Source organism: Deinococcus grandis (assembly GCF_001485435.1).
Classification (GTDB): Bacteria; Deinococcota; Deinococci; order Deinococcales; family Deinococcaceae; genus Deinococcus; species Deinococcus grandis.
Map to the genome: position 1 here is coordinate 69996 of NZ_BCMS01000006.1, position 21296 is coordinate 91291.

General features: G+C 69.1%; 41 protein-coding genes. 33 read left to right on the forward strand and 8 right to left on the reverse strand.

Going from position 1 to position 21296, the window contains the following annotated elements; translation table 11 throughout:
- Window positions 1-12: 12 nt before the first annotated feature.
- The 6 genes from DEIGR_RS19280 to DEIGR_RS19305 are packed head-to-tail and all read right to left on the reverse strand — an operon-like array spanning window position 13 to window position 1993.
- Window positions 13-459: a DUF6283 family protein gene (locus tag DEIGR_RS19280; protein ID WP_058980172.1), complete on the reverse strand. Its 447-nt coding sequence runs from the start codon at window positions 457-459 to the stop codon at window positions 13-15.
- Window positions 456-842 carry a hypothetical protein gene (locus DEIGR_RS19285; RefSeq protein ID WP_058980174.1) on the reverse strand — a complete coding sequence of 129 codons (387 nt, stop codon included), beginning with the start codon at window positions 840-842 and terminating at the stop codon, window positions 456-458. The genes DEIGR_RS19280 and DEIGR_RS19285 overlap by 4 nt, the downstream gene beginning before the upstream one ends.
- The gene (locus tag DEIGR_RS19290; protein WP_058980176.1) at window positions 839-1099 is read right to left on the reverse strand and encodes a hypothetical protein; all 261 of its coding nucleotides are present in this window, start codon (window positions 1097-1099) and stop codon (window positions 839-841) included. Before DEIGR_RS19290 ends, DEIGR_RS19285 begins: the two co-directional genes overlap by 4 nt.
- A complete protein-coding gene (locus tag DEIGR_RS19295; protein WP_058980177.1) occupies window positions 1096-1404 on the reverse strand; it encodes a hypothetical protein in 309 nt (102 codons plus the stop codon). Before DEIGR_RS19295 ends, DEIGR_RS19290 begins: the two co-directional genes overlap by 4 nt.
- A complete protein-coding gene (locus tag DEIGR_RS19300; RefSeq protein WP_058980180.1) occupies window positions 1401-1601 on the reverse strand; it encodes a hypothetical protein in 201 nt (66 codons plus the stop codon). The genes DEIGR_RS19295 and DEIGR_RS19300 overlap by 4 nt, the downstream gene beginning before the upstream one ends.
- Window positions 1598-1993 carry a hypothetical protein gene (locus DEIGR_RS19305; protein ID WP_058980182.1) on the reverse strand — a complete coding sequence of 132 codons (396 nt, stop codon included), beginning with the start codon at window positions 1991-1993 and terminating at the stop codon, window positions 1598-1600. Before DEIGR_RS19305 ends, DEIGR_RS19300 begins: the two co-directional genes overlap by 4 nt.
- 183 nt (window positions 1994-2176) lie before the next feature.
- On the opposite strand from DEIGR_RS19305, the gene DEIGR_RS19310 reads away from it, so the two are divergent.
- A complete protein-coding gene (locus DEIGR_RS19310; protein WP_058980185.1) occupies window positions 2177-3499 on the forward strand; it encodes a hypothetical protein in 1323 nt (440 codons plus the stop codon).
- Window positions 3496-3660: a hypothetical protein gene (locus tag DEIGR_RS21005; RefSeq protein WP_160329979.1), complete on the forward strand. Its 165-nt coding sequence runs from the start codon at window positions 3496-3498 to the stop codon at window positions 3658-3660. The genes DEIGR_RS19310 and DEIGR_RS21005 overlap by 4 nt, the downstream gene beginning before the upstream one ends.
- A 4-nt stretch (window positions 3661-3664) precedes the next feature.
- On the opposite strand, the gene DEIGR_RS19315 is transcribed toward DEIGR_RS21005, so the two are convergent.
- On the reverse strand, window positions 3665-4234 hold the full coding sequence (locus DEIGR_RS19315; RefSeq protein ID WP_058980187.1) for a hypothetical protein: 570 nt from the start codon (window positions 4232-4234) through the stop codon (window positions 3665-3667).
- 153 nt (window positions 4235-4387) lie between these two features.
- Between DEIGR_RS19315 and DEIGR_RS19320 the strand changes: the two genes are divergently transcribed.
- Together DEIGR_RS19320 and DEIGR_RS20745 are read left to right on the forward strand one after the other, a co-directional pair.
- On the forward strand, window positions 4388-4618 hold the full coding sequence (locus DEIGR_RS19320) for a helix-turn-helix domain-containing protein (protein WP_058980189.1): 231 nt from the start codon (window positions 4388-4390) through the stop codon (window positions 4616-4618).
- 1607 nt (window positions 4619-6225) lie between these two features.
- Window positions 6226-6645, forward strand: a complete 420-nt coding sequence (locus DEIGR_RS20745; protein ID WP_153013989.1) for a hypothetical protein — start codon at window positions 6226-6228, stop codon at window positions 6643-6645.
- Between the two features lie 3 nt (window positions 6646-6648).
- On the opposite strand, the gene DEIGR_RS19330 is transcribed toward DEIGR_RS20745, so the two are convergent.
- Window positions 6649-7620, reverse strand: coding sequence for a site-specific integrase (locus DEIGR_RS19330; RefSeq protein WP_058980193.1), 972 nt, complete (start codon window positions 7618-7620; stop codon window positions 6649-6651).
- A gap of 25 nt (window positions 7621-7645) precedes the next feature.
- Between DEIGR_RS19330 and DEIGR_RS19335 the strand changes: the two genes are divergently transcribed.
- The 29 genes from DEIGR_RS19335 to DEIGR_RS19470 all read left to right on the forward strand — a co-directional run bounded on the left by DEIGR_RS19335 (window position 7646) and on the right by DEIGR_RS19470 (window position 21214).
- The gene (locus tag DEIGR_RS19335; protein ID WP_058980195.1) at window positions 7646-8119 is read left to right on the forward strand and encodes a hypothetical protein; all 474 of its coding nucleotides are present in this window, start codon (window positions 7646-7648) and stop codon (window positions 8117-8119) included.
- Window positions 8116-8685 carry a hypothetical protein gene (locus DEIGR_RS19340; RefSeq protein ID WP_058980197.1) on the forward strand — a complete coding sequence of 190 codons (570 nt, stop codon included), beginning with the start codon at window positions 8116-8118 and terminating at the stop codon, window positions 8683-8685. Before DEIGR_RS19335 ends, DEIGR_RS19340 begins: the two co-directional genes overlap by 4 nt.
- Before the next feature lie 119 nt (window positions 8686-8804).
- Window positions 8805-9239, forward strand: coding sequence for a hypothetical protein (locus DEIGR_RS19345; RefSeq protein WP_160329980.1), 435 nt, complete (start codon window positions 8805-8807; stop codon window positions 9237-9239).
- Between the two features lie 53 nt (window positions 9240-9292).
- Complete coding sequence (locus tag DEIGR_RS19350; protein WP_153013990.1) at window positions 9293-9745, forward strand: hypothetical protein; 453 nt, start codon at window positions 9293-9295, stop codon at window positions 9743-9745.
- On the forward strand, window positions 9738-10046 hold the full coding sequence (locus DEIGR_RS19355) for a hypothetical protein (protein ID WP_058980204.1): 309 nt from the start codon (window positions 9738-9740) through the stop codon (window positions 10044-10046). Before DEIGR_RS19350 ends, DEIGR_RS19355 begins: the two co-directional genes overlap by 8 nt.
- Window positions 10047-10095: 49 nt before the next feature.
- Window positions 10096-10317, forward strand: coding sequence for a hypothetical protein (locus DEIGR_RS19360; protein WP_153013991.1), 222 nt, complete (start codon window positions 10096-10098; stop codon window positions 10315-10317).
- 2 nt (window positions 10318-10319) lie between these two features.
- Complete coding sequence (locus DEIGR_RS19365) at window positions 10320-11096, forward strand: hypothetical protein (protein WP_058980207.1); 777 nt, start codon at window positions 10320-10322, stop codon at window positions 11094-11096.
- 25 nt (window positions 11097-11121) lie between these two features.
- A complete protein-coding gene (locus tag DEIGR_RS19370; RefSeq protein ID WP_153013992.1) occupies window positions 11122-11628 on the forward strand; it encodes a hypothetical protein in 507 nt (168 codons plus the stop codon).
- A gap of 85 nt (window positions 11629-11713) precedes the next feature.
- Complete coding sequence (locus DEIGR_RS21010) at window positions 11714-11899, forward strand: hypothetical protein (protein WP_160329981.1); 186 nt, start codon at window positions 11714-11716, stop codon at window positions 11897-11899.
- Window positions 11886-12296: a hypothetical protein gene (locus tag DEIGR_RS19375; RefSeq protein WP_058980211.1), complete on the forward strand. Its 411-nt coding sequence runs from the start codon at window positions 11886-11888 to the stop codon at window positions 12294-12296. The genes DEIGR_RS21010 and DEIGR_RS19375 overlap by 14 nt, the downstream gene beginning before the upstream one ends.
- Window positions 12293-12853: a hypothetical protein gene (locus DEIGR_RS19380; protein ID WP_058980213.1), complete on the forward strand. Its 561-nt coding sequence runs from the start codon at window positions 12293-12295 to the stop codon at window positions 12851-12853. The genes DEIGR_RS19375 and DEIGR_RS19380 overlap by 4 nt, the downstream gene beginning before the upstream one ends.
- Entirely contained in the window at window positions 12840-13352 is a 513-nt protein-coding gene (locus DEIGR_RS19385) for a hypothetical protein (protein ID WP_058980215.1), read from the forward strand. The genes DEIGR_RS19380 and DEIGR_RS19385 overlap by 14 nt, the downstream gene beginning before the upstream one ends.
- The gene (locus DEIGR_RS19390; RefSeq protein WP_058980217.1) at window positions 13349-13732 is read left to right on the forward strand and encodes a hypothetical protein; all 384 of its coding nucleotides are present in this window, start codon (window positions 13349-13351) and stop codon (window positions 13730-13732) included. The genes DEIGR_RS19385 and DEIGR_RS19390 overlap by 4 nt, the downstream gene beginning before the upstream one ends.
- Before the next feature lie 38 nt (window positions 13733-13770).
- Window positions 13771-14559 carry a phage antirepressor KilAC domain-containing protein gene (locus tag DEIGR_RS19395; RefSeq protein ID WP_058980219.1) on the forward strand — a complete coding sequence of 263 codons (789 nt, stop codon included), beginning with the start codon at window positions 13771-13773 and terminating at the stop codon, window positions 14557-14559.
- The gene (locus DEIGR_RS19400; protein WP_058980221.1) at window positions 14556-15122 is read left to right on the forward strand and encodes a hypothetical protein; all 567 of its coding nucleotides are present in this window, start codon (window positions 14556-14558) and stop codon (window positions 15120-15122) included. Before DEIGR_RS19395 ends, DEIGR_RS19400 begins: the two co-directional genes overlap by 4 nt.
- Window positions 15123-15391: 269 nt before the next feature.
- Window positions 15392-16984: a hypothetical protein gene (locus DEIGR_RS19405; protein ID WP_153013993.1), complete on the forward strand. Its 1593-nt coding sequence runs from the start codon at window positions 15392-15394 to the stop codon at window positions 16982-16984.
- A complete protein-coding gene (locus tag DEIGR_RS19410) occupies window positions 16984-17184 on the forward strand; it encodes a hypothetical protein (RefSeq protein WP_058980225.1) in 201 nt (66 codons plus the stop codon). The genes DEIGR_RS19405 and DEIGR_RS19410 overlap by 1 nt, the downstream gene beginning before the upstream one ends.
- A complete protein-coding gene (locus tag DEIGR_RS19415; RefSeq protein ID WP_058980226.1) occupies window positions 17181-17723 on the forward strand; it encodes a hypothetical protein in 543 nt (180 codons plus the stop codon). The genes DEIGR_RS19410 and DEIGR_RS19415 overlap by 4 nt, the downstream gene beginning before the upstream one ends.
- A 102-nt stretch (window positions 17724-17825) precedes the next feature.
- A complete protein-coding gene (locus DEIGR_RS19420) occupies window positions 17826-18020 on the forward strand; it encodes a hypothetical protein (RefSeq protein WP_058980227.1) in 195 nt (64 codons plus the stop codon).
- A 4-nt stretch (window positions 18021-18024) separates the two neighbouring features.
- A complete protein-coding gene (locus DEIGR_RS19425) occupies window positions 18025-18435 on the forward strand; it encodes a hypothetical protein (RefSeq protein WP_058980228.1) in 411 nt (136 codons plus the stop codon).
- Window positions 18432-18905: a hypothetical protein gene (locus DEIGR_RS19430; RefSeq protein WP_058980230.1), complete on the forward strand. Its 474-nt coding sequence runs from the start codon at window positions 18432-18434 to the stop codon at window positions 18903-18905. The genes DEIGR_RS19425 and DEIGR_RS19430 overlap by 4 nt, the downstream gene beginning before the upstream one ends.
- A complete protein-coding gene (locus DEIGR_RS19435; protein WP_153013994.1) occupies window positions 18898-19260 on the forward strand; it encodes a hypothetical protein in 363 nt (120 codons plus the stop codon). The genes DEIGR_RS19430 and DEIGR_RS19435 overlap by 8 nt, the downstream gene beginning before the upstream one ends.
- Window positions 19257-19517, forward strand: a complete 261-nt coding sequence (locus tag DEIGR_RS19440; protein ID WP_058980233.1) for a hypothetical protein — start codon at window positions 19257-19259, stop codon at window positions 19515-19517. Before DEIGR_RS19435 ends, DEIGR_RS19440 begins: the two co-directional genes overlap by 4 nt.
- A 1-nt stretch (window position 19518) precedes the next feature.
- Window positions 19519-19779, forward strand: coding sequence for a hypothetical protein (locus DEIGR_RS19445; RefSeq protein ID WP_058980235.1), 261 nt, complete (start codon window positions 19519-19521; stop codon window positions 19777-19779).
- Window positions 19776-20024, forward strand: a complete 249-nt coding sequence (locus tag DEIGR_RS19450) for a hypothetical protein (protein WP_058980238.1) — start codon at window positions 19776-19778, stop codon at window positions 20022-20024. The genes DEIGR_RS19445 and DEIGR_RS19450 overlap by 4 nt, the downstream gene beginning before the upstream one ends.
- On the forward strand, window positions 20021-20293 hold the full coding sequence (locus DEIGR_RS19455) for a hypothetical protein (RefSeq protein ID WP_058980240.1): 273 nt from the start codon (window positions 20021-20023) through the stop codon (window positions 20291-20293). The genes DEIGR_RS19450 and DEIGR_RS19455 overlap by 4 nt, the downstream gene beginning before the upstream one ends.
- A complete protein-coding gene (locus tag DEIGR_RS19460; RefSeq protein ID WP_058980242.1) occupies window positions 20290-20709 on the forward strand; it encodes a VRR-NUC domain-containing protein in 420 nt (139 codons plus the stop codon). The genes DEIGR_RS19455 and DEIGR_RS19460 overlap by 4 nt, the downstream gene beginning before the upstream one ends.
- Window positions 20710-20744: 35 nt before the next feature.
- On the forward strand, window positions 20745-20996 hold the full coding sequence (locus DEIGR_RS19465) for a hypothetical protein (protein WP_058980244.1): 252 nt from the start codon (window positions 20745-20747) through the stop codon (window positions 20994-20996).
- Complete coding sequence (locus DEIGR_RS19470) at window positions 20993-21214, forward strand: hypothetical protein (RefSeq protein WP_058980245.1); 222 nt, start codon at window positions 20993-20995, stop codon at window positions 21212-21214. The genes DEIGR_RS19465 and DEIGR_RS19470 overlap by 4 nt, the downstream gene beginning before the upstream one ends.
- The last annotated feature ends 82 nt before the right edge of the window (window positions 21215-21296 follow it).

Genomic DNA, 21296 nt, shown 5'->3' on the forward strand with positions numbered 1-21296 from the left:
CCTTCAGGCGGCTCACAGTGTGCCGTCCTGTCCGGAGCGGCAGGGGGCAAGGATCGGATCGGAGGGGCTGACACCATTGGCGACGGCCATCGCCCGGTAGCTAGCGTGCAGTTCGTGGCCGCCGTCGCTGACGCTTGTCAGGTCATACCGTCCGGAGAGGGTGCCGAGCCGCACGGCGAGGTTATGATCTGCGCCGCGCAGGAGGAACCCGGCGCAGGTGCGAGGAGTTTCCATGCCCGCTTCGTGGCAACTGAAGACGCGGTCTGACATGTCGTAGCTCGTGCTGGCGGAGTGACGGAACGCCTCGGCGGGGAACTCTCCCGTGGCGTCGACGCGCCAGGGGCAGCGGGGGCATGGGCGCTGCATGTGTGGCCGGGTGGCGCCGCCAACCACGGTGACAACCTGATGGTTGTCTCCGGCGGGCCGGACTGCCGTCACCTGACCTTTCGCGCTGCTCATGCGGCCGCCTCGATGCTCGGGGCGGGCTGGGGGTGGTTGAGCATGAACGCCTCGTGGTCCCGGAAGGTGCTGTCGACGAGTTCGCTCAGGGCGATCAGGTGGCGTCCAGGGCGCGTGAGCCACTGGCCGCGCAGGTACAGTTGCGCGCGGGCGCTGGGGGCGTAGGCGTGCGTGGTGCCGCGTCCGGTGCTCACGTGGCGCTGCAGCGCGGTGGGCGGCACGTGCCGGACCAGCCCGGCGAGGCGTGCCTGGTACAGCGTGACGCTCGCGAGGTTCACGTCCACGCCCAGCGCCACGGCGACCTGCTGGGCGCTCAGGGCGCTGAACGTCCCGAGGACCGCCAGGATGCGGGCGCGGGTGGGACTGACAGCCCAGCGGTTCACGCGCGCCGCCCGGGGGCCGTGACGTACAGGGCGTACGCGACGGCCAGCAGCAGCATGCCGGTCAGGGTGCAGGGGACCAGGGGGCGCAGCGCCGCCCACGTGAGCGCGGTGGTGTCGAGCGTGTCGCACACGGCGTACAGCAGGACGGCACCGAGCACGCCGAGGGTGATGATGACGTTGCTGCGGCTGGGGATGGGCAGCACGACGCGGCGGGCGGGGACGGTGAGGGTGATCGTCTGGGTGCGGCGGGTGGTCATCGCAGGTCCTCCAGCATCTGGCGGTCGAGGGTCCACGGCAGGGCGGGCAGCTCCTCGATGTGGGGGGCGGGGGCGGATTCGATCAGTTCCAGGCGCTCTGCGCGGGCGCTGAGCAGGCCGTACAGGAGAGCCTCTTTGGCTTTCTCGGTGTGGTCGCTGCCCTGGTGCGCGAAGGCGTTGACCTCGTCGGTGGCGTGGTCGAGCAGGGTGCGCTGGGGTTCGGCAGGGGTAGCTGTGGCGCGGGCGCGGCGGAACAGGTGCAGAAAGGTCGGCAGGCGCATGGGAGCGGTGAGGCGCAGGGTCACGCGGCCTCCTGCGTGGTGGTGACGGCGAGGAGCATGCGGGCGAGGCGCAGGGCGCGCAGATCGCGGTGAGCGCGCTGGGGCGTGCAGGGCAGCTCGTCGAAGATCGCGGCGTAGGCGACCTCGAAGCGGGCGCGGAGTTCCTCGGCGTACGTCAGGGCGGGCAGGTCAGTGTCGGGGTGGCCGGGGTACGCGATCACGCGACACCTTCAACGAGCAGGGTGTCGTGGCGGGCGGCGGCGGTCGCGGCGACCAGGGCGTCCTGGGCTTCTTCGCGGCTGCGGACGTTCATGCCGATGAACGCGCAGTTGAAGTGCACGGCGTGGCGGCCGCGTGCGCGGCGGTTCTTCTCGATGACGCGGTAGCTGACGCGGTGGCCGGTGTCGCGGCAGATGATGGTGACGCTGTAGATCCGGGTGGGGCTCATGTTGTCGAACTCGACCTGGAACCAGTCGACGCTGTAGTCGTGCCCGGCGTTGGTGATCACGGCGTCGGGCTTGACGAGGTTGTAGGGGACGCCGTGGATCTTGGCGCGGTCGTGCTCCTGGGCCATCTGTACGCGGAACTTGACGGGCGTGGGCTGCTGCGTCATTCTGAACCTCGTACCCCCACCGTTTGGATTTTGCTTGCAGGCGATCCGGTGGGGGTTTTTCGTCTCTTCTGAAAGTGTATATCAAGTGGACATTTTTGACAACATTCGTCTATGATGGCGATGGCTCAAATTTCGCACCGCGCAGGGCATTCAACTGCTAGCGTAAAGATTCAAAGGAGAACGATGACCCTCGACACCCCGCAGGAGATCGACAAGGCCCTTCGAAGCCGTGCGCTGGACATGCTGGACACGATTGATCGACCCAATGGACACATTCTTCGTGCGCGCGTCGCGCTGTTCTTCCAGCGCCGCGCCGCCATGGTGGAATCCCTCCATGAACTGGAAGACCACACGGACATCCAGTCGCGCGGCCTGAGCATCCTGCTCTGCGCGCAGCTGGGCCTGCATGAAGATGCGTTGAGCCTGCCCTTCGCGGATACGGAGGTGGACGCGGCCGAACTCAATGACCAGGACGGCGCCTACTGGGCGCACCTGGGCCGCACGGCCGCTCTCGTCGCCCAGGATCAGCCGCTGCTGGCGCTCGAGGAACTGGGTATGGCACGGGTGTACGCCATCCGCATCGGCATCCAGGAACACATCGAGTACGTCATGGGCGAGCGGCAGCGGATCGCGGGGAACGCCGGGTTCGGTTGCGCCGAGCAGTCCGCCAGGGTGCTGCGGCAGATGCGGCCCGGCACGGGGATTCACCGCTGGCATGAGCAGACGTACCTGACCGATCGGCTGGCCGAGGGGAGTTACGCGGTGGTGGCCCACCGGGACTTCGGTGGGCGGCCAGCTCACGCACTTGCCCGCGCCCTGCTGGGTAACGGCGCCTCTACCGATTCGGGGGAGCACCCCCTCCACCGGGCCGCCGAGATGTTCCGCGCTGTCCGCGACGGCCGCGCCCCGGGCGTCCCCATGTCAGGGACTGGCATGGTCAATACGTATACCCGGATCGCTGCTGGCCTGCACCTTGCCGGGCACGCCCGGACGTCCCGCCAGGCGGTCGCCGTGCTCGGTGAGCAGGTGCCGCGCCGCGCCGATCAGCGGGTGCTGTGGGCGGTCGCGCACCTGCAGGCGTTCGTCTACGGCGCCGAGGTGGACAGCCCTCTGGTGCTGCCCAGCGAGATTTCCAGCGCGCTTGACCGACTGAAGGAAACGGCTGGTGTGCTCGACTACCTGTCCGCGTCGGCGCCGGAGGCGCTGCTGCTGATGGCGGTCGCGCCGAATGCTCACCCGGCGGTCGTGCTGACGACAGCGGGCCTTTCACTGGACGGTGACCCGTCCGTGCTGGGTGAGATCAGGGGGCGTGTGGCGAGTGCCGCGGCGGTGCAGAGCGGTATCAACCGCATGGTGATTGCAGCTGCGGATGCGCAGCGGCGCGGCCTTGAGCGTCAGTGGGCTCAGGCGCATGCCACCCTGCAGTTCATGCTGCCGGACGCCGGAAATGTAAGCCAGAGTGTCCATTGTGGAGACGTGGCAGGAGGTGCGACAGTGAAGGCGTGAAAACCTTCATCACCGGTCTGCTGGCTCTCGTTCTCTCGGCTGCTCCCGCGTTCGCGGCGGGGCAGCCGTCTTCATCTGATCAGTCCGTTCAGCTGATCAAGGTCACGCCGAAAAGCAGTGGCCCCGCTCTGCTGAACGACGACACCTGCCTCGGCTGCTGACCGTTCAGTCCGGCTGCTTGTACAGCGTCGCCATCAACTGACCCAGGATTCGCCCCCGACCTTTCGCCAGGTCTGCGGGAAGAGCGAACAGTTCGCCGTCCTCTGTTTCCATGACGACGAGGCCTGAGAGTTTCTTGTTTGGGTTGACTCGAATCGAATGACCGGTGCCGGCGGTCGTGGCACCCTGGAGTGGGACTTTCAGTTCCCATTCCAGGACGTTTTTTAGCTCTGTGCCGTGCCCGAGATCAGCGCGAAAGGTCCGGAAGGTACTCCGGTGTTCTTCCGGGATGTTGAAGTACTCCCAGGCTTCCGTGTCGGATAGGCCCATGGTGCTGAGGAGGCGCTGTGCGGTGTTCTGTCTCATGGCGGCCAGATCGAGTTCGCCTGAGATGTATGCGGAGAGGGTTGACCGGGCAATGGCGCTGTCGCGGGCGAAGTCGGTGAGGAAGTAGTCGTTGCTGTCGAGCCAGTGCTGGAAGGCCTGCCCTCGGTCCGCAGGAGACTGTACCTGTGCAGGCATGGGGGTGACTTTCCGTCGCCTGTACTTGGTTTTGCTCGTTTCCCGTTCGACCATGCTGGTTGCCCCTCCTAATGTGTCCAACTATAGGACACTTTACATCACAATTTTATTCCTGCGCGTCGAAACGTCCGGTTCATGAAGCCGATGCGGTTCTGAACGAAATTTCACCTGCTAGGCAAAAGTGTCCATCAGATGTACACTTTATCCATGAAGGTTCTGTCCCCTGAAAATCTGGTCGCCAAGCGACTGGGGGCGAAGTACGCCAAACGCGCGCCCGCAGCGCGTGCAGCGCGCATCAACCGCAAAACCTTGATCGGCCTGGAACAGGGCGACATCAAGGAACCCAGCCACCGCGTCCTCAGCGGGCTCGCCCGCGCCTACAAGTGCAGCATCGACGATTTCTTCACCGAGGTCGCCGAGTCCACCCCCGCCGCCTGAGCAGCCGCTCACGGCGGGTCTTTCACGTTCCTGACACGGCGATACCTCGACCGCCGCAACGACGAGGATCCAGGGCGCAAGCCCAGCGTGCGTGCACGCGAGACGCATAACAAGACGCCGCTGAGGCCCAGACAACACTGTCCACCGGCCCAGCACACCGAACTTCCGGCTCTGTCTCACAGGACCGTCCCTCAAACCGGCTCAACGCCTCCAGCAGTCTCGCAACCGACGCTGAAGACGTCACAGACAGGTGAGTGGATCCATCCTCCGACGGGGTTTGACCGTGAACATGCGGCGGAGAGCGCATGTCGGGCGAGCAGCCCGGCCAGATAACTACGGATTCTGGTGAACCACTCCGCGCCGAGATCTCCCTGACGGCGCGTCACAGCGGGAGAGGCGGGCGAGACCCCGCCAGAACACGTCGGAACTTTAGAGGCCACCCACGCGGCCGAGAGCAGCAAAGCGTGGGCTGGTGCCCGGCCGAACTGGGCACGCGAAGCGGCGCGAGACGCCGCCCCGAACACTCAACCCCCGCGCCCACCCCCGGGCGCGTCACGGAACGGCCCAGCTGGTGGGCTGCCGGTTCGAGTCCGGCCCGTTCCCTCACCCTGCCCGACCCTGGTAAGTCCCTCCGGGGTGAGTCGTCAACGCCAACTGAACACTGGCGTGATCACCTCACGGTCCCGCACGGGCCGTGTTGACAGTGAGACGCCGCCGTGACCACCTGCACCGGTCAGCGGCTGACCACGCGGACCCCCTGCGCCGGGGATGAAGGTCCGGAAACCCAAATCAGGGGCACTGGCGCGCCCCGCCTCCCCACCGTGGTCCTCAGCGCCTCCCGTGCACGGGGGAGCCCGACAAGTGCTGAGCCTGGAGGTAACGCCATGGGTAAGGTGCGTTCCGCGACCGGCGGTCCCGGTCAGTGCTGCCGCGACCCGCCCTCACGGGGGTCAACGCCCATTCCACAGTGAGAAGTCAGGCCGCAGCGCCTGGCCTACACGCACCACGTGGTGCGCGCCCGTGACCGCCACCCCACCAGCAGCGAACCGCCCGCCCCACAGAGGGCAACTCGCGGCCCTGCACACCGGGAAGGTCACCCCAGACGCGGGGAGCAGCGTGACCGTCAGGCGGAGAGACGCCGGGACCCGAGCAGGCGCGGACAGCGCCTCGCCTCCACCCGCCGGAGAACGCGCGGAATCACCTCGTACAGCGTCGCGGCCCCCAGGCCGCACGGTTTCTCAGGGGCCACCCACCGACGAGGGCGGCCCCGTACTCTTGACCGCTCACCGTGGAGGTGACCTCCCATGCTGTTCCAGCAGTGCAGTCACCTCCACACGTGACGGCCCCGCGCGGGCCGACCGACAGCCCCGCCGGGGGGTGAAGCCCGGCCACACCACCGCTGGAGGTGTCCCGCGATGTAACTGCTCAGCTGCGACGCGCGTCCCTTCGCCCCATGCCGCCCACTCCGGGAGGTTCCCATGAAGTAGCCGTCCCTCATGTCCGCGAGGTGTCATCGGCCATCCCGACCGGGTGGCCGTCATCCCGGCCCAGGCAGGGCCACGCGCGGGTTCGACTCCCGCCGCTGGGACCAGTTCACAGGAGGCACGATGCCCTACATTCCACTTCTCCCCAGACCACCACGTAAGCCGCCGCCATCCACGCCGCTCGACGCGGCTGCGGCTCAGGCGCTCAGCACACCAGGTGCGCAGCAGCGCAGCCGGGACCAGTACGCTGTCAGATTCCTTCGCGATCACGCGGAGGACATCAGGCTCGCCGCGCAGCGCGACCATCAGGCTGAAGTGCGGGTCTGGGTGTCCGAGATGACCGAGACGGTGGCAGAGCATGCGGCCGCGCTCGGATATCACGTCACGGTGTACCTCGACGCGTGGACGTCCCGCCCGAATGGCAAGCTGGTCCTGAGCTGGCATCCGAACGGCCCTGGCCCTAGCGTGGAGCACCGCGCGGACGTCAGGACGGTGTGGGACGCGCTGCGCGGCATGCTGCGGATCCTGCTGAACCGCAACTGATTCCTACCAGTCGCGGTTCAGGGCTTTCTCGCCTTCGCGGGCGTAGTTCACGTACGTTTCGCTGGTCGTGATGCTCGCGTGCCGCAGGTGGTCCCGGACTGCCAGGACGTCCTTCGTTTCGCGGTACATGCGGGTGCCGGCGGTGTGCCGCAGGCCGTGCACTTCGCGTCCCTGGTACGGGATGCCTGCGCGTTCGCACAGCTGCAGGACGCGCTGCTCGACGGCGCGGCCACTGCGGAGCGTGAGGACGTGCGGGCCGTAGGACGGCGTCATGCCGATCCAGGCGAGCAGCGCGGCTTCCGAGCGGCGTGAGAGCGGCACCTGCTGCCGCTTCTGTCGTTTGCCGGTCACCGTCAGGTACGGCCGGTCCCCGCCCGTGCGGACGTCCGCGCGCAGCAGGCTCGTCATTTCCGTGACGCGCAGGCCGCAGTCGGCGCCGAGCAGCACCATGACCCGTTCCTGCTCGTCCGCGTGATCGAGCAGCGCCTGCACGTCCCGGTCCGGGTAGGGTTTGCGTTTCTCCCAGGCGGGCACCGGGTCGCTCGCGGCGCGGACGTCCGTGAACGGGGCCGCGTCGGTCGCGCCTGCCCAGCGCAGCGCGGCGAACACGGCCCGCGCGGCGGCCAGCCGGACGCGGACGGTGCTCGGCGCGAGTCCTTTCGCTTCGAGGTGCCGCACGTACCGGTACCCGTCGTTCGGTTTGGGCCGGACGAAACTCATGCCCGCCCCGGCTGCCCAGTCCGCGAGGAAGCGCAGGCCGGTCTCGTAGCTGTCCAGGGTGCGCAGGCTGACGCGTGCACCCCGGCCGCCGCGCAGCACCAGGAACGCTTCCGTGATCGCCCAGAGGCCTGGTACGTCCATGTCCCGCGCGGCGCGCAGCGCGTCCTTCCTGAGGGTGTCCGGCTCCTGGCTGCCCACCCGGTCCGCGCGGCCCTGCAATTCCAGGTTGTACGCCATCAACTCCAGGCCACTCATACCCGCAGCATACAGAGGTGCCCTCATGACCACGCACGACGCTCCCACGAATCCCGCGACGTACCTGACGATCACGACTGAGCAGCTGCTGCGCCTCGACGCGGCCCACCCTGGCGCCCGCTGGTGGCTCAAGGCGGACGCGCACGGTTCCTGGTCCGGCCCGGTGGTCAACCCGCTGGACATGATGAAAGACGTCGAGGACCTGGACGGTCACCTGCGCGAGCAGATCCTGAACAACCTCGACGGTGCACGCATCGGCCTGTTCAACGAGGACGTGATGCTCCTGATGCACCGCGACCAGCTCATCCGGGCGGGCGTGGACGCCGAGACCGCGGACGCGGCGGGGCGTCACCTGCTCGATCAGGTGTTCGGGGCGCTGGAGCTGGCCGGGCAGGGCGAAGGGGTCCTGTTCGGGTTCCGACCCGTGTTCCCGGTGACGGACGACGGAGAGATCCTCATGACGCCCCTGTCGGCTCAGCCGGGCGAGGTGGGCGCGTGACGTCCGGAACGGAGCGCGCCCTCGCCCTGATCAGCGAGGAGCGACAGCGGCAGGTGGACGTGGAAGGCTGGACGCCCGAGCATGACGATCAGCACATGGAAGGCGAGCTGGGCGACGCGGCCGCCGCGTACGCCTACGCTGGCGATCACAGCCCCGTGAACCCGCAGGACGGGCACGGCACCGACCTGGGCCGCGTCCTGTGGCCCTGGGACCGCGCCAGCTTCAAGCCCGGCGCGCACCGGCACAACCTGGTGCGCGCGGGTGCGCTGATCGTCGCGGAACTCGAACGCCTCGACCGGCTGGCCGGAAGCGTGCAGTACTTCGTGCGGGGCATGCCGGACGGTTCCCTGGAACTCTACGCGGCGGACAGCCGTGAGGCCCTGGCCGAGTACCTGGGGGGCATGCCGGTCGAAACCCTGACCTGGGTCGAACGGCGCGCGGCGTTCTGGATGCCGGGGCGTTCCTACAGTGTGTGCGCGGAGGACCTGTTCCTCGAGTACTACTCGGACGCTCCGTACCTGGGCGGCGCGGCGCGGCTGTGGCCCCTGACCTTCCCGAACGCCTGAGCCTGGGCGCGGGGGGTGACTCCCCCCTTCCCAGGGGGTGATCACTCCCCATCTGCGAACAGGAGTTATGCGAAAGCACATTAAGACGGGTGGCCCTGTGAGCTCACCCGGAGGTAAACGTGAATCCAATCACAAGGAACCTACGGGCCATGGCGACCGGGCAGCCCCATGCCACTCGCCTGCACCCGACCATGACGGTCGCGGACGCCATCGTCGCCCTGACGACCGACGGGAACCCCGGCGGGGTGATGGCCACCTGCGCGATCGCTACGTTCCACCCGCTGCTGGGCCCGCGCGCGCTGACGCACATCGACGAGTGCGGCCTGAGTGGCATGCAGACGTACCTGCTACTCAAGCAGTGCGGCACTCCGGCCCGCGCGGCCGCGCTGCTCGTCATGACTGTCGAGATCCGGCTGCCCACCCCTGAGGAGCTCATCCGGGATCTGGAGCAGCCGCTCTCTCCGATGCTGCAGCGCGCCCTGACCGACATCGTCCCGCAGCACGTCCCGGCCTTCGCCGGTGTGGACCTCACGCTCCCACAGGGGCAGGCATGACCGGGGAGAGCACTGTGCCCCATCACTCTCCAGCTCAGGAGATTGCGGAGGCGGTGAGCCTGCTGGATCTGGTTGCTGACTGGCGCTTTGCCGAAGGCCGTCTCAATGCCGCGAAAGCGGCGTGGCGTGCAGGCACCGTGAAACACGACGACGCCGAATTTGATGATGCTCGGAACGATTTCGACGCTCTGGATGACCAGACGTGCGCGCTAGACCCCGTGCGCCTCAGGGAGTTAAGCCGGGCCGTTCAGGGCGCATACATCACCCTGACTCGTGATCTGGCCGCAGCACAGGCTCAGCTCGCCGCCCAGACCGAGGCGCTCACGCCATCCGGGGACACGAAAGGTGCGTACATGGGTGAATTCCAGTTCGAAATGCGCGGCGTGGATGAAGAAGGCGAAGAGACCGACATCCGCATCGACACGCCCTGGGACACCATCAAGCAGATCATGGCAGCCATCCGGTCCCGCGCCGCTGCCACCCTCGCCAGGGACCGCCATGAATGAAGGTGGCCTGACGCTCGACGAGGTCATGGCCACCCCACCAGTGGTGCGGATCTCCACCCACCAGCGCGACCAGCGTCACTTCTGGCTGGGTGCGATGTTCGGCGCGTTCCCCGGCGCGCTCGCCCTCCTGGTGTGGCAGCTGCACGAATGGGCCCTGTTCCTCGCAGTGCCACTGGTCCTCTGGATGACCATGCGCATTCACGCCGCCTCGGCCACCATGCCTGTCGTGCAGGTCCTGCACGGGCACGTGATCGTCCGGCACACCGCCAATCCGTTCCCCCCAACTGGAGGCCCTTCATGACCCGCGCCACCGACGCGCAGATCCGCGTCTCCCCGTCCACCTGATGGGCGTGAAGAAGAGAGCCCGTGAATTCGCTGAGCAGGGCTTCCGGTTCACGGATCACGCCACGCGGCCCTACAGCCGCATTGATGCCCTGCGCAGCGAGGTCGCCAACCTGGAAGTGAAGCTCGTCGCTGCCCGCGCGCGCCTCGCGCAGGCAGAGGCCGCCGAGGCCCGCCCAGATCCGGACGAACGTGAACGGCGGATCCGGGCCCTGATCGCGAAGGTGTAGAGATGCAGCCGAATCAGACGGACGCGGCCGCCTGTCAGGCGCCCCCGACCCTGCACGACCTGGTGACGGGCGACGCGCCAGCTGCGCCCGGCGAGGCCTACAGTCAGGCCAGCGCCGCCTGGAAGGCCCGCCGCGTCCTGGCGTACCAGGCAGTGTGCCGGACGATCGGTCCGGACCAGCAGGCCCTGCTGAACACCCTCCTGGAAGTGCACGGGCACGAGTGCGCCCTGCGGGGCGCGGCCATGGGTGCCCAGGCGGCCCGCCGGGAGGCCCGGATCCGGAACGGTGAGCAGTCCCGGGCGCAGGCCGAAGCGGCCGCCCAGGCACGCCGGGATAACCGGCAGATCAACGACCTGCTCAAGCGGGCCGCTGACGAGAACGCCGCCCTGCGCCGCCGCGCGGACACCGCCGAGAAGGACCTCGCGGCCCTGCGGGCCACGCTGCCCGGCATCGAGCGGGTCATCCGGCAGGACATCATCGCCGCGGCGCCCGCCGATCACCGGCCCATCGCCCGCCTCGCCCCCCGGTCCGGCGTGCACTACACGTACCTGTCGCACGGGTTCCACGTCCGGCGGATCGCGCGGCGCATCGAGGAGTTCATGGCTGGCCCCGACTGCCGGGGGTACGCGCGCCCCGAGAAGCTCGCGGAGTTCCTGCTACCGGAAACGCCCTACCCGACATTCCAGCAGGCCATCACGCACCTGCTGCTGTGCCGCCGAATCATCCAGTCGCCGTCCGGCGCGTACCGCCTGCGCAATCCCAGTGGAGCGCCCAGGTGACCGACAACCAACCGAAGGAGTGAAGGTGAACTATCAACTCGTGGTGACCGGCGAGCAGCTGTCACTGATTAACCGGGCGGCCGAGACGGCCGCCCGCGTCAGCATCGGCCAGCTCGACAGCGTCGCGCACCAGCTGCTGATGGACCTGGAGTCCGATCCTTTCTGTGAGATCCGGGACGTCCTGGAAGGTGCACAGCACCTCATGACCGGTAGCCGCAGCCTGAGCGCCGCGCCCAACGCCGCGCTGCGCGACCAGCACGAGTGCGCGTGGAGCGTGTACCACGCGGCCCGGTACCAGCTGTACCGCGAGCACTGCGAGCGCGAAGGGACGCCCATGTCCGCGGCGACGGTGCTCAGCGCGCCGCCCACCCGTCACGGCGCGCACGACCCGCCCACCGTCACGCCCATCCCGGACGTTCAGGTGGAGATCGTCGATCCGTCCGGCCGCGTCAGTTACCGCCGCCCGCTGGGGCACCCGGACATCCTCGAGGCGCTGGCCCGCCCGGGCTACAGCGTCCGGAGGGCCCCGTGATGCACGACTGGCGCTTCGTCCCCGTGAAGGGCGAGGGGCACCAGTGGGTGTGCCGCTGCTGCGGCAAGGTCCTGCGCGGCGGGGCATGGGACGCCCGATGCCCGAAACGCTGACGCCGCCGCCCCCACCTGACCCGCCGGGTGAGGCGGCCATCCTGCGCCGCCGGCGCCTGCTGACCCTCGACCTCGCGCGTGAGACGACCCGTGACGTGATCGCCCTGAACCGGCGGCACGCGCACCTCCTGAAAGGAACCTCCCATGACCCACAATGACGCACCCTGGCTCAGCGCCTGGCTGCCCGACGGCCCCTGGCTCGGCCCGTTCCCCACCCGCGATCAGGCCGTGAACGCCGCACTCGGCGCCCCGCCCGTCGTCGCGGACCACCCGCGCGTGTACCTCGCCCGCGCGCAGTACCCGGATCTCGCAGGCCTCATGGGCGACGTGGACGCGTGGCTGGCCGAGGCCCGCGCGGCTGCCGGCGAGCAGTTCGGCCTTCCGGCCCGCACGTACCTCGCGGAGGTTCCTGCGCCCGCCCTGGATGACCTGCAGGCCCGGGTCGACGAGGTGATGAACGCCTGGGCGGTCGAGCACGGTCTGCACCCGACGTTCTACCGCCCGGTGGACGTCACGGAGCACCGCATCACGGACCTGCAGGGGCTAACCGCGTGAGCCTGCGCCTGAGTGCCCGCGTGGACCTCGACGGCGTCGTGCACAAGCACGACAAGAGCGGCTTCCCCCTGACCGAACTGACGCTGGCCCTCCCGAGCGGCGTGGACCTGCGCCTGCTGCGCCGCGCCGCTCGCGGGCAGAAGAGCGGGAAGGAGGACGTCACCGCGCGCCTGCACGTCGAGGACGAGGACGGCAACCGGCGTACGTTCAACCTCGTGTTCGTCCGCAGCAGCACGAAGGACTTCGTGTACGGCATCGTGATGCAGCTCGACTTCAACCCGCGCCACAACCTGGAGCACTACCTCAGCGGGTACGTCATGCGGGACACGGAAGGTGCCCCGCCGTTCCTGGATTTCGACGTGGAGATCCGCCCCATCAACGCCTCGCCGCTGCTGGAGGCCGCGCAGGGCCTTCAGGACACCCTGAACGGCAGCGACACCCTGGAGAGCGTGACCATCAGCTACCAGGGCAAGAGCGCCACCCTCACCAGCCAGACCCGCGCCGCCACCAGCGCCGCCCTCACCCAGGCCATCCGGGAGAACCGTGAATCCAACTGAACCCATCCCCACCGGGCCCGCGTTCAGCGCGCGCCTGCACGACGCCCTCGCCGTCCTGGGCGAACCCGTCACCACCCCCGAGCAGCGCCACGGCGGGTGGCTGCTCGGCCTGGAACGCGCCGCTGACCAGATCCGCACCGGCATCACCGGCAGGCACGCCTGGGCCATCGCGCGGGACGTCGTTCAGCGCGCTGCGACCGACCCACGCCAGTCGCCCGAAGACCGCGCCACGATCCAGGAAACCGCGAACGTCCTGGCCGACGCCGTGACGATCCTCGAAGCGGACGGCACCCCGACCCTGCAGTACGAGCACATCGACCTGGCGTACAACGCCCTCGTGTGCGCCCTGGAAGACGCGCAGACGCAGTGCAAGCCCGTGGCCGGCCGCTCGACCCTGGAACTACTGCTCGCCGTCGGGCACGCCGCGATCACGCTGCTGCACGTCATGGACAGCGTCCCCGAACTGGAAGCGCCGGACCCGACTGGGGTGTCCGCGTGACCGCCCAGCGGCAGGACGACCCACAGACGGTCACGTCCCTGTGCCGCACGATGCTCGGCTGCCTGTGCGTCACGCTCCGCCTCCCGCACCTCGACGACCAGGAGCTGGGACCGATCTGGAGTGCCGCGAAGCTCGCCCGGATCCGGGACGACCTGGAAGTCATCGACCTGACCGGCGCGCCGTACGACGCGCCCCGCGAGGACCTCGAACTGATCCTGCTGAGTCTGGTCGCCACGCAGCGCCTGCTCGACAGGGGTGTCGTGTTCGAAGGCCCGCCTGACCTGCTGGAGGCCATCACGCCCGAGCGGGTGCAGGTGACCACGCGGCACGTCATGGACGTGCTCGACCGGCCCCCCACCTTCAAAGTCCACACCGCGTGAATTCGTGGAGCTGGCTTCACGAGAAGAGGTGACCCCACATGACCGACCCCCTGCAGACGTTCACGTTCGGGCTGTTCGACCTGCGCCTTCACCTGCGCGACGGGCAGCCGTGGTTTCTCCTCGGGGACGTGTGCCGCGCCCTGAACCTCAGCAATCCCAGCATGGTCGCGCAGCGGCTCCAGCCCCACCAACGGTCTAAGCTGAGCTTAGGTCGTCAGGGGGACGCGCTGATCATCAACGAGAGCGGCCTGTACCGCGTCGTGATGCGCAGCGACTCCCCGCAGGCCGAACCGTTCCAGGTGTGGGTGACCGAAGACGTCCTCCCCAGCATCCGGCAGACCGGGCAGTACGCTGTCACGCCCAGCCAGGAGATCGACCCGCTGACGTTCGCGGAGCGGTACGTGGAGGCGGAGAAGGCCCGCCGGGCCCTGCTGGAGGAGAACGCCATCCTGGCCCCGCAGGCCCAGCAGTTCCAGGCGCTGATGTCCGCGGACGGCACGTACAGCATGGACGCCGCCGCGAAGATCCTCGGGAGCGGGGAGAAACGCCTGTTCCAGTTGCTGCGTGACCGGCAGATCCTGATGGACCGCAACCGCAGCGGCCCGGAGAACCACAACATCCCGTACCAGCAGTACCTGGAACGCGAGTACTTCAGGGTCACGACGAGCGCCGCGCCGGACGGGAAGCACATCTCCCGCACGACCCGCGTCACCCCGAAGGGCCTGGCGTGGCTGGAGCGGCAGATGCGATCCCAGCGGCTCCTGCCCGCGCCCCCGCCTCAGGGCACGCCAGTCGGAGCCCGTGCCCTGCCGGGAGCTGACCGGTGACCGCGCAGCTGGCCGCGACACTCGCCGGACTGTTCCGCGCGAGCCGCAGTGACGGCCGTCAGCGGTCGCGCGTGCTCAGCAAGGGCCTGGAGGTCCGGGTGGGTACCGCGGACGGGGACGTGATCTACCTGAGCCGCAAGGACGGCCAGGCCAGTCAGGACGAGGCCGCGATCGTCGCGCAGGCGGCCGGGTGGGTGCTGTTCGACACGGAGCTGGAGTCCTGGAACGGCACCCGGTACCTGCTCATCCGCCCCAGCGGCAGCCTCGAGGAGGACATCGACGACCCGCCGCTCGTGAGGGAGGACCCACCGCCCTCGCCCGCCCCTGCGACCGGCAGGGACGCCGCTCCGGACGAGGAGGCCGAGAAGGCCCTCGACGCCCGGATCCGCGCGGCGCTGCTCGGCGACGGGCCGTGGCAGAACCCGACGTTCACGCCGAGCATGACGTCGATCCGGCAGGGGGCCATCAAGGACATGAAGCGCCAAGACCTGCGGGATGAACTGGCGTGGATCCGGCGGAACTGGCCAGACGCGGCCGCACGCGCGATGGGGGATGTTGCATGACGTGATCGGGGTATGCGCTACACTGCGACCATCCCCGGAGATCACCGAGCAATTGATCAAAAGGGAAACCCCCCTCCGCGAGAGCCTGCCAGCTCGTAGTTCGCAGAAAGGGAGCACCGTCTTTCTCGATTTTAGTCCGCTTACGCGGGCGGCTTATCGCCTGTTCACAGGATACGCGCCCTGTGGACTCCGGTCAATCATGACCGGGCGGGCTCACATGCCCAGGAGCGCCTCATTGGAGAAGTGTGAACACGTCCAGCAAGAAGGGGATGACCCCAGCAGTCGAGGCGATCAGCCGGCTTCACATCACCGGCAACGTCACACCACACGTCTGGTACCAGCGCACCGAGTTCCGCACGAGCAACAACCGCCCCGACCGGGACATGATCACCGCCCTCGCGGACATCATGTACTGGTACCGCCCCCGCGAAGTGCGTGATGAGGACACGGGTGAGTTCGTCGCCTTCGAACGGAAGTTCGAGCGGGACATGCTTCAGTACGACTACGCTCGCCGCGGCGCCATTTTCGGCATGTCCTGGCGTCAGATGTCCGAAGCCTGCAAGAAGCTGAGTCGCGCTGGCCTGATCCGCATCGAGTACCGCACGCTGACCTTCAAGGGTCGCGCGCAGAACAACGTGGTGTTCATCGAGCCGGTCGCTGAGGCCATCGCGGCGACCCTCACGCAGCCGAACGCGGAGGTCAAGGCGTACGGCAAGGGCGCCAAGCGCGGCATGCACGCCCGCAAGGCCGACGCCGGTCAGTACGAACCCCTGGACGGCATTGACGGTCAGGGCGACGACGAAACGGACGGCAGCCCCGAACTGGTGGAGCAGGCTGAGGGTCAGGCGGACGAGCAGACCGACACCCCCCTCCTCCAAAATTTTGGGACAGGGGGGGAAGACCCCTCCTCCAAAATTTTGGGACACCCCTCCTCCAAAATTTTGGGAGAGGGTACTCCAAAATTTTGGGAGACGAATAACGAGACTTCATCCGATATTTCTTCCAACAGAGATTTCAATTCATCCATCATCACTGGTACGGAACTGGAGGCCAGCCCGGCGGATGATGATGGACCTCTGACGCCTGACGGCGAACAGCAGGGCCCCGTCACCTCCGAACCATCGGCGGACGACGATGACCTGCCCTTCTTCACTGGAGTCGGGTCACACGTGGAAGGCACGAAACTGACGCAGCCCACGGAAGTGCCAGATGTTCCGCCGGCCGCGCCCGCCCCTGTGGATAACGCTGTGGATGAAACCTGGGCGATCCTGGCCCTGCAGCCGATCCCGCTGGCCACGCTGGCCGCCCGCCCGGCGCGTGACCCGTCCCAGATGCGGCAACTGCGGGCACTGATGCAGGCCACGAACCCCAAGCGCCTGGGGCACCTCCAGGAGCAGCTGGCCCTCACGCTGCCCGGCGGGGTCAGCCGCCAGTACCTGACCCGCCTGACTGACGAGGAAGTCGCCGCCGCCGCGAAGGCCGCCAGTCATGACGCGACGCGCGTCAAGGGCGGCATGGGCAGCGCCGGGTACCACGCCCTCGACCGCCTGCTCGGCAAGGAGTTCACCGTGGAGATGCTCAGCGGCCAGCCCGCCGCGCCCCGCGCCAGCACCGAGGCGCCCACGCACCGCAGCCACCAGGTCGCGAACACCGGGCGGATCGCGGACGACACCCCGCCCGTCGAGGAAGCCGACGGGGCCATGCAGCCCGGCCGGCAGTGGCAGCACAAGAAGAGCGGGGAGGTCGTCGTGATCGCCGCCGTCGAGGGCTCAGAGGTCGTCCTGACGGACGGCGCGCGGCACTCCATGGCGAAGTTCGTCACGACCTTCAAGCGCGCCGTGAGCGCCCAGGCGGCCAGCTGATGCCCCGCCGCCAGCCCGTCCCGAAGTACGTCGACGAGATCCCCGCCCACCTCGCGACGCTCGACCTGCTCAGCGACCTGGGCCTCAAGCCAGGGCATGCCCAGCCCGTCGCCCTCGTCGAGCTCAACACGCGAGACTGCCAGCGACTCACCGGCCTGTTCGAACGCGCCCAGGCCGTCCCGAAGGAGGACACCCCGTGACCAGCCCCACCCCGCACGCCGCTGTGGTCGCCCTGACCGGCTGGCCCACGGTGACCGACACCGGCATCCTCATCCAGGGCGTGCACGTCCGCACCTCCTGGCGTCCCGGCCAGACGCCCCGGCGGGTCACCGTCCGGGCGTTCCCGGAGACCACACCGGGCGGTACCCTGCGCCGCCTGTACGCCCCGAAGGGCAACGTGCGCGCCGCCCGCTGCCCGAACGGCACGGACGTCCTGATCGTCGGGCAGCTCCTGAAACTCGACCGGGCGGAGGGCATCATCCGCGTGAAGGTCGCGCCGTCCAAGGCGAACACCATGCCGTTCTCCGTCACGCTGCAGGCGTCCCGGGAGGTGCTCGCCCTGGATCCCGGGACGTTCAGCGTGGAAGTGCGCGGCCGCGTCATGAGCCTCGGCGCGGGCGTCCTGCTGGCCGATCAGGTGCAGCCCGTGTTCGCGCCCATCCCGGACCGCTGGCACCGCGTGCGGGCCACCGCGTACCGCCGCGCAGCGCCGCAGGTCCTCACGCCGACACTCTGCTGACTGCTGACATTCAGGCAACAGGCTGTTGCCCGATCTGCCTCTCCCCTGCCCGCCCGTGACCGCCTGGTCCGGGCGGGCTGCGCTGCGCCGTGAGGACCCACCATGACCGACATCAGGACGTCCGCTGACCGTGACCGCACCCCCACCCTGACCGCCCTGGCGGAAGCGCAGGCGGAACTGGACCAGTACGGGCCGGACGCGCCCGGCGCGCAGCAGCGCGTGCAGGCCGCCACGCGCCGAACCCGGCGCCCCATCGACATGGACGACATCCTCCGCGCCTTCGGGTGCGACGTGTGACGCCATGCTCGACGAGCTGTACATCTGCGCGGACGACCGCCCGCCCGTCACGCTCCGCGTCCTGATCGCCCACGCCACCGAGGTCCTCCGCAGCAGCCCTGCGGTGTACCCCATCCTCGACGCCCTGCCGGACTTCGCGCGGACCGCCCGGGCACTGCTCGACGCGCTCGACGAGGACATCACCGACCTGCACCGTGCCGCGCAGGAGTTCGCCGTGACGTGCCTGCGCGCCGCCCGGCACCGGCGGCCCGGGCAGGACAAGCAGGCCACCACCCGCGCCCGCGACCGCCTCGAGGAGATCCGGCAGGCCCGCGAGAACCAGCGGGCCCTGACCGAACTGCGCCGCAAGACCACGCAACGCAAGACCCAACCCACCCCCGCGCCGAGCATGCCGCTGCTCCTGGAGGTCCCATGACCGCACCCGCCCCCCGCACCCACGTGTACCACCACGCCGTTCCCGGCCCCGAGCTGCGCGACCCGTTCACCGTCACGCACGGGTACGTGATCGTCACCGGCATCGACCCCCGCATGAGCGTCACCATTCCCAGGGGCGGCACGTGGCCGGGCCTGGACGCCCTGCCGACCGTCATCGCCGCGCGTCTCAGCGCCACGGACAGCAGCGTCACGCCCGGCACCACGTGGCACCCCGGCGCGAGTGACGAGCAGATCGCCGCCGGGTGCGCGCTGGCCACCGCGACGCTCCTGCGGACCCTGACGAACACCGACGCGTTCGACCTGCTCGCCGAACTGAACTGCCCGCCCGAAGGACTCAACCAGTCCACGCTCGGGCAGCTCGTGGGCAGTACCCGTGAGACCGTCGCGAAGATCATCAAACCCTGGCGTGAAGCGCGCACTGACGTCAGTGCGCGGGTGCCCCATGCCTGAGCGGACCACCACCGTGCGCCTCACGCCGGACGAGGCGCTAATCGTCGAGCGGGCCCTGGACCTGTACGGCCGCCTGCAGATGGGCCAGTTGCCCGAGGTGGCCGGGCACACCCGGCGGGCCGACATGACCATCGAGGGCCGCCACGCGTTCCAGGAGGCCCTGCGGGACCTCAACCATCACGTGACCGGGCTGCCCACCCGCCCGCACGCCTCCCGGTACCCGGACGAGCAGGCCCGCACCACCGGCGAGAGCGCCATCCGCCTGTTCGAACACCTCCGCTACGCCCGCACCGCCGACCGGTACAGCCAACCCCTCGCGTACGACGTGACCCTCGTCACCCGGGAGCAGCCGTGAAACTCGTCACGGCCCGAGTCCCCGCGCACGCCATGGCGGACCTCACCGCGCAGGAACGGGACGTCATGCAGGACATCCTCCGCAAACGCGTCGCGCGCGACCTGCCCGTCACCTTCGAAGGCGGGGCGCTGGAGGTCAGCGTCCTCCCCTGCACCGCCGCGCAGCACCAGGCCCTCGCCGCGCACCTCGCGCACCTGCGCGCCCTGAAGACCCGCACGCCCGCCGACACCGCCCTCCTCGCCGCCTTCGGAGGCTGACATGGAACTGCCCACCCTGCTGATCGTCGCCCTGATCGCGTCCATCCACCTCAACGCCGTCCTCATCGTCGCCGTGATCACCGTCCGCGCGCAGCGGCGCGAGCTGCTCAGCCGCAAGCTGACCCTCCACCAGCAGGTCACCGTGGACCTCCTGCGCAGCACCGTCGGGAAGTACGGCCCGCAGGCGCTGGAGCCCGGCAACGTCCACGCGGCGCAGCAGGCCGCCACGCTCGTCCTCCAGGCCCAGCGGGACCCCGCGTGACCTGGCCGGACGTCCGGCGCGCCCTGCGCCGCATCCCCTGGACGCAGCCCGTCCCCAGCCGCGCCACGCCCACCGCGCGCCTCACCGTGCAGCTGCGCGTGCCCGCCTGCGCGCACCTCCTCGACGGGAACGCCGCCCGCTGGCGGGTCAACGGCACACCCCCGCCCCGCCTGCAGGCCTTCACGCATCACGACGGCGCGGACTTCCTCACCCTGCCCCTCTGGCCGAACGGAGCACCCACTTGAGTCACGAGCACGACCCCCTCCTCCTCGAAGCCGTCCTCCTCAGCGCCCTCCAGACGCCCTGCGGCATCACCGGCGCGACCGCCCGCGCGCGCAGCCGCACCCCGCAGCCCCTGCGCGCCCTGGACAGCGACGTGACCGTCCGGCACGCCCTGCACCGCTACCACCGCGAAGGATGGATCCGCGAAGGCGACCCCGGCCGCTTCGAACTCACCGGCCTGGGTGAACAGCGCCTGCTGTGGCACCAGCAGATGACCCGCATCGCCCCGTGAGCCGCGACGACCGCTGGCTCGCCGAGTACCGGCGCCGCCACCCCCACCTGTTCCCCGACGAACCCACCCCCACCCCCGGGCCCGCCCCGCCCCGCACCAACGGGTACGAGAACGAAGCGGCGTTCCAGGCCGACGCCGTACGGACCCTGTGCGGACTCGGGTGGAGCGTGCAGGAGAACCTGAAAGGCAGCGCCGGGAACGGCCCCGTCTACTACGGGAAAGGCTGGCCGGACCTCGACATCTACATGGAGGACGGCCGCCGCCGGATCTGGTACGCCGAACTCAAACAACCCGGCAACAAGCCCACCGACGATCAGCTCGCCTGCCACGCCCGGCTGCGCCGCGCGGGCTTCCGCGTGATCGTCGCGTACACCCTGGACGACCTGCTGACCGCCCAACGGGAGGAACGACTCTGAGCACCCACCCTGCCGACCGCGCCCGGCACACCCTGATGCGCCTGCGCACCCGCTACGGCATCTTCGCGACCCACCGCGACTACACGTACCTCTGCCAGCGCATCCACCAGGACCTCCACGAGGACCGCCTGCTCACGTACCCCGCCCAGGGCAACCGACTGTTCGTGCATGTCCCCTGGCGCGGCCAGATCCTCCGCGTCATCTGGTGCCCCATCACCCGCCTGATCATCACCGCCCACCACCCCGAAGCCCGCTGGCACAAGCGCCGGCGCAAAGGACCCCGATGAAGAAAACCCTCCTGCTGATCGCCACACTGTCCCTCGTCGCCTGCAGCGGCCAGGACAACAGCGCAGTCGACACCGCCAAGGCCGCCCAGAACCTCACGTACTTCCAGGACACCCACGGCAACTGCTTCGCCGCCCTGAACAGCGGATCTCGCGACGGCTGGCTCATCACCAGCATCACCACAGTGCCCTGCGACCGCACCCCAGGCGGTGGCCTGTGAAGCCCGCCGTGCTGCACCTGACTGCCGCCCTTGCCAGGGGTGCAGTGAAGACCCAGGACAAACCCCTCGACCGCCCGGGACG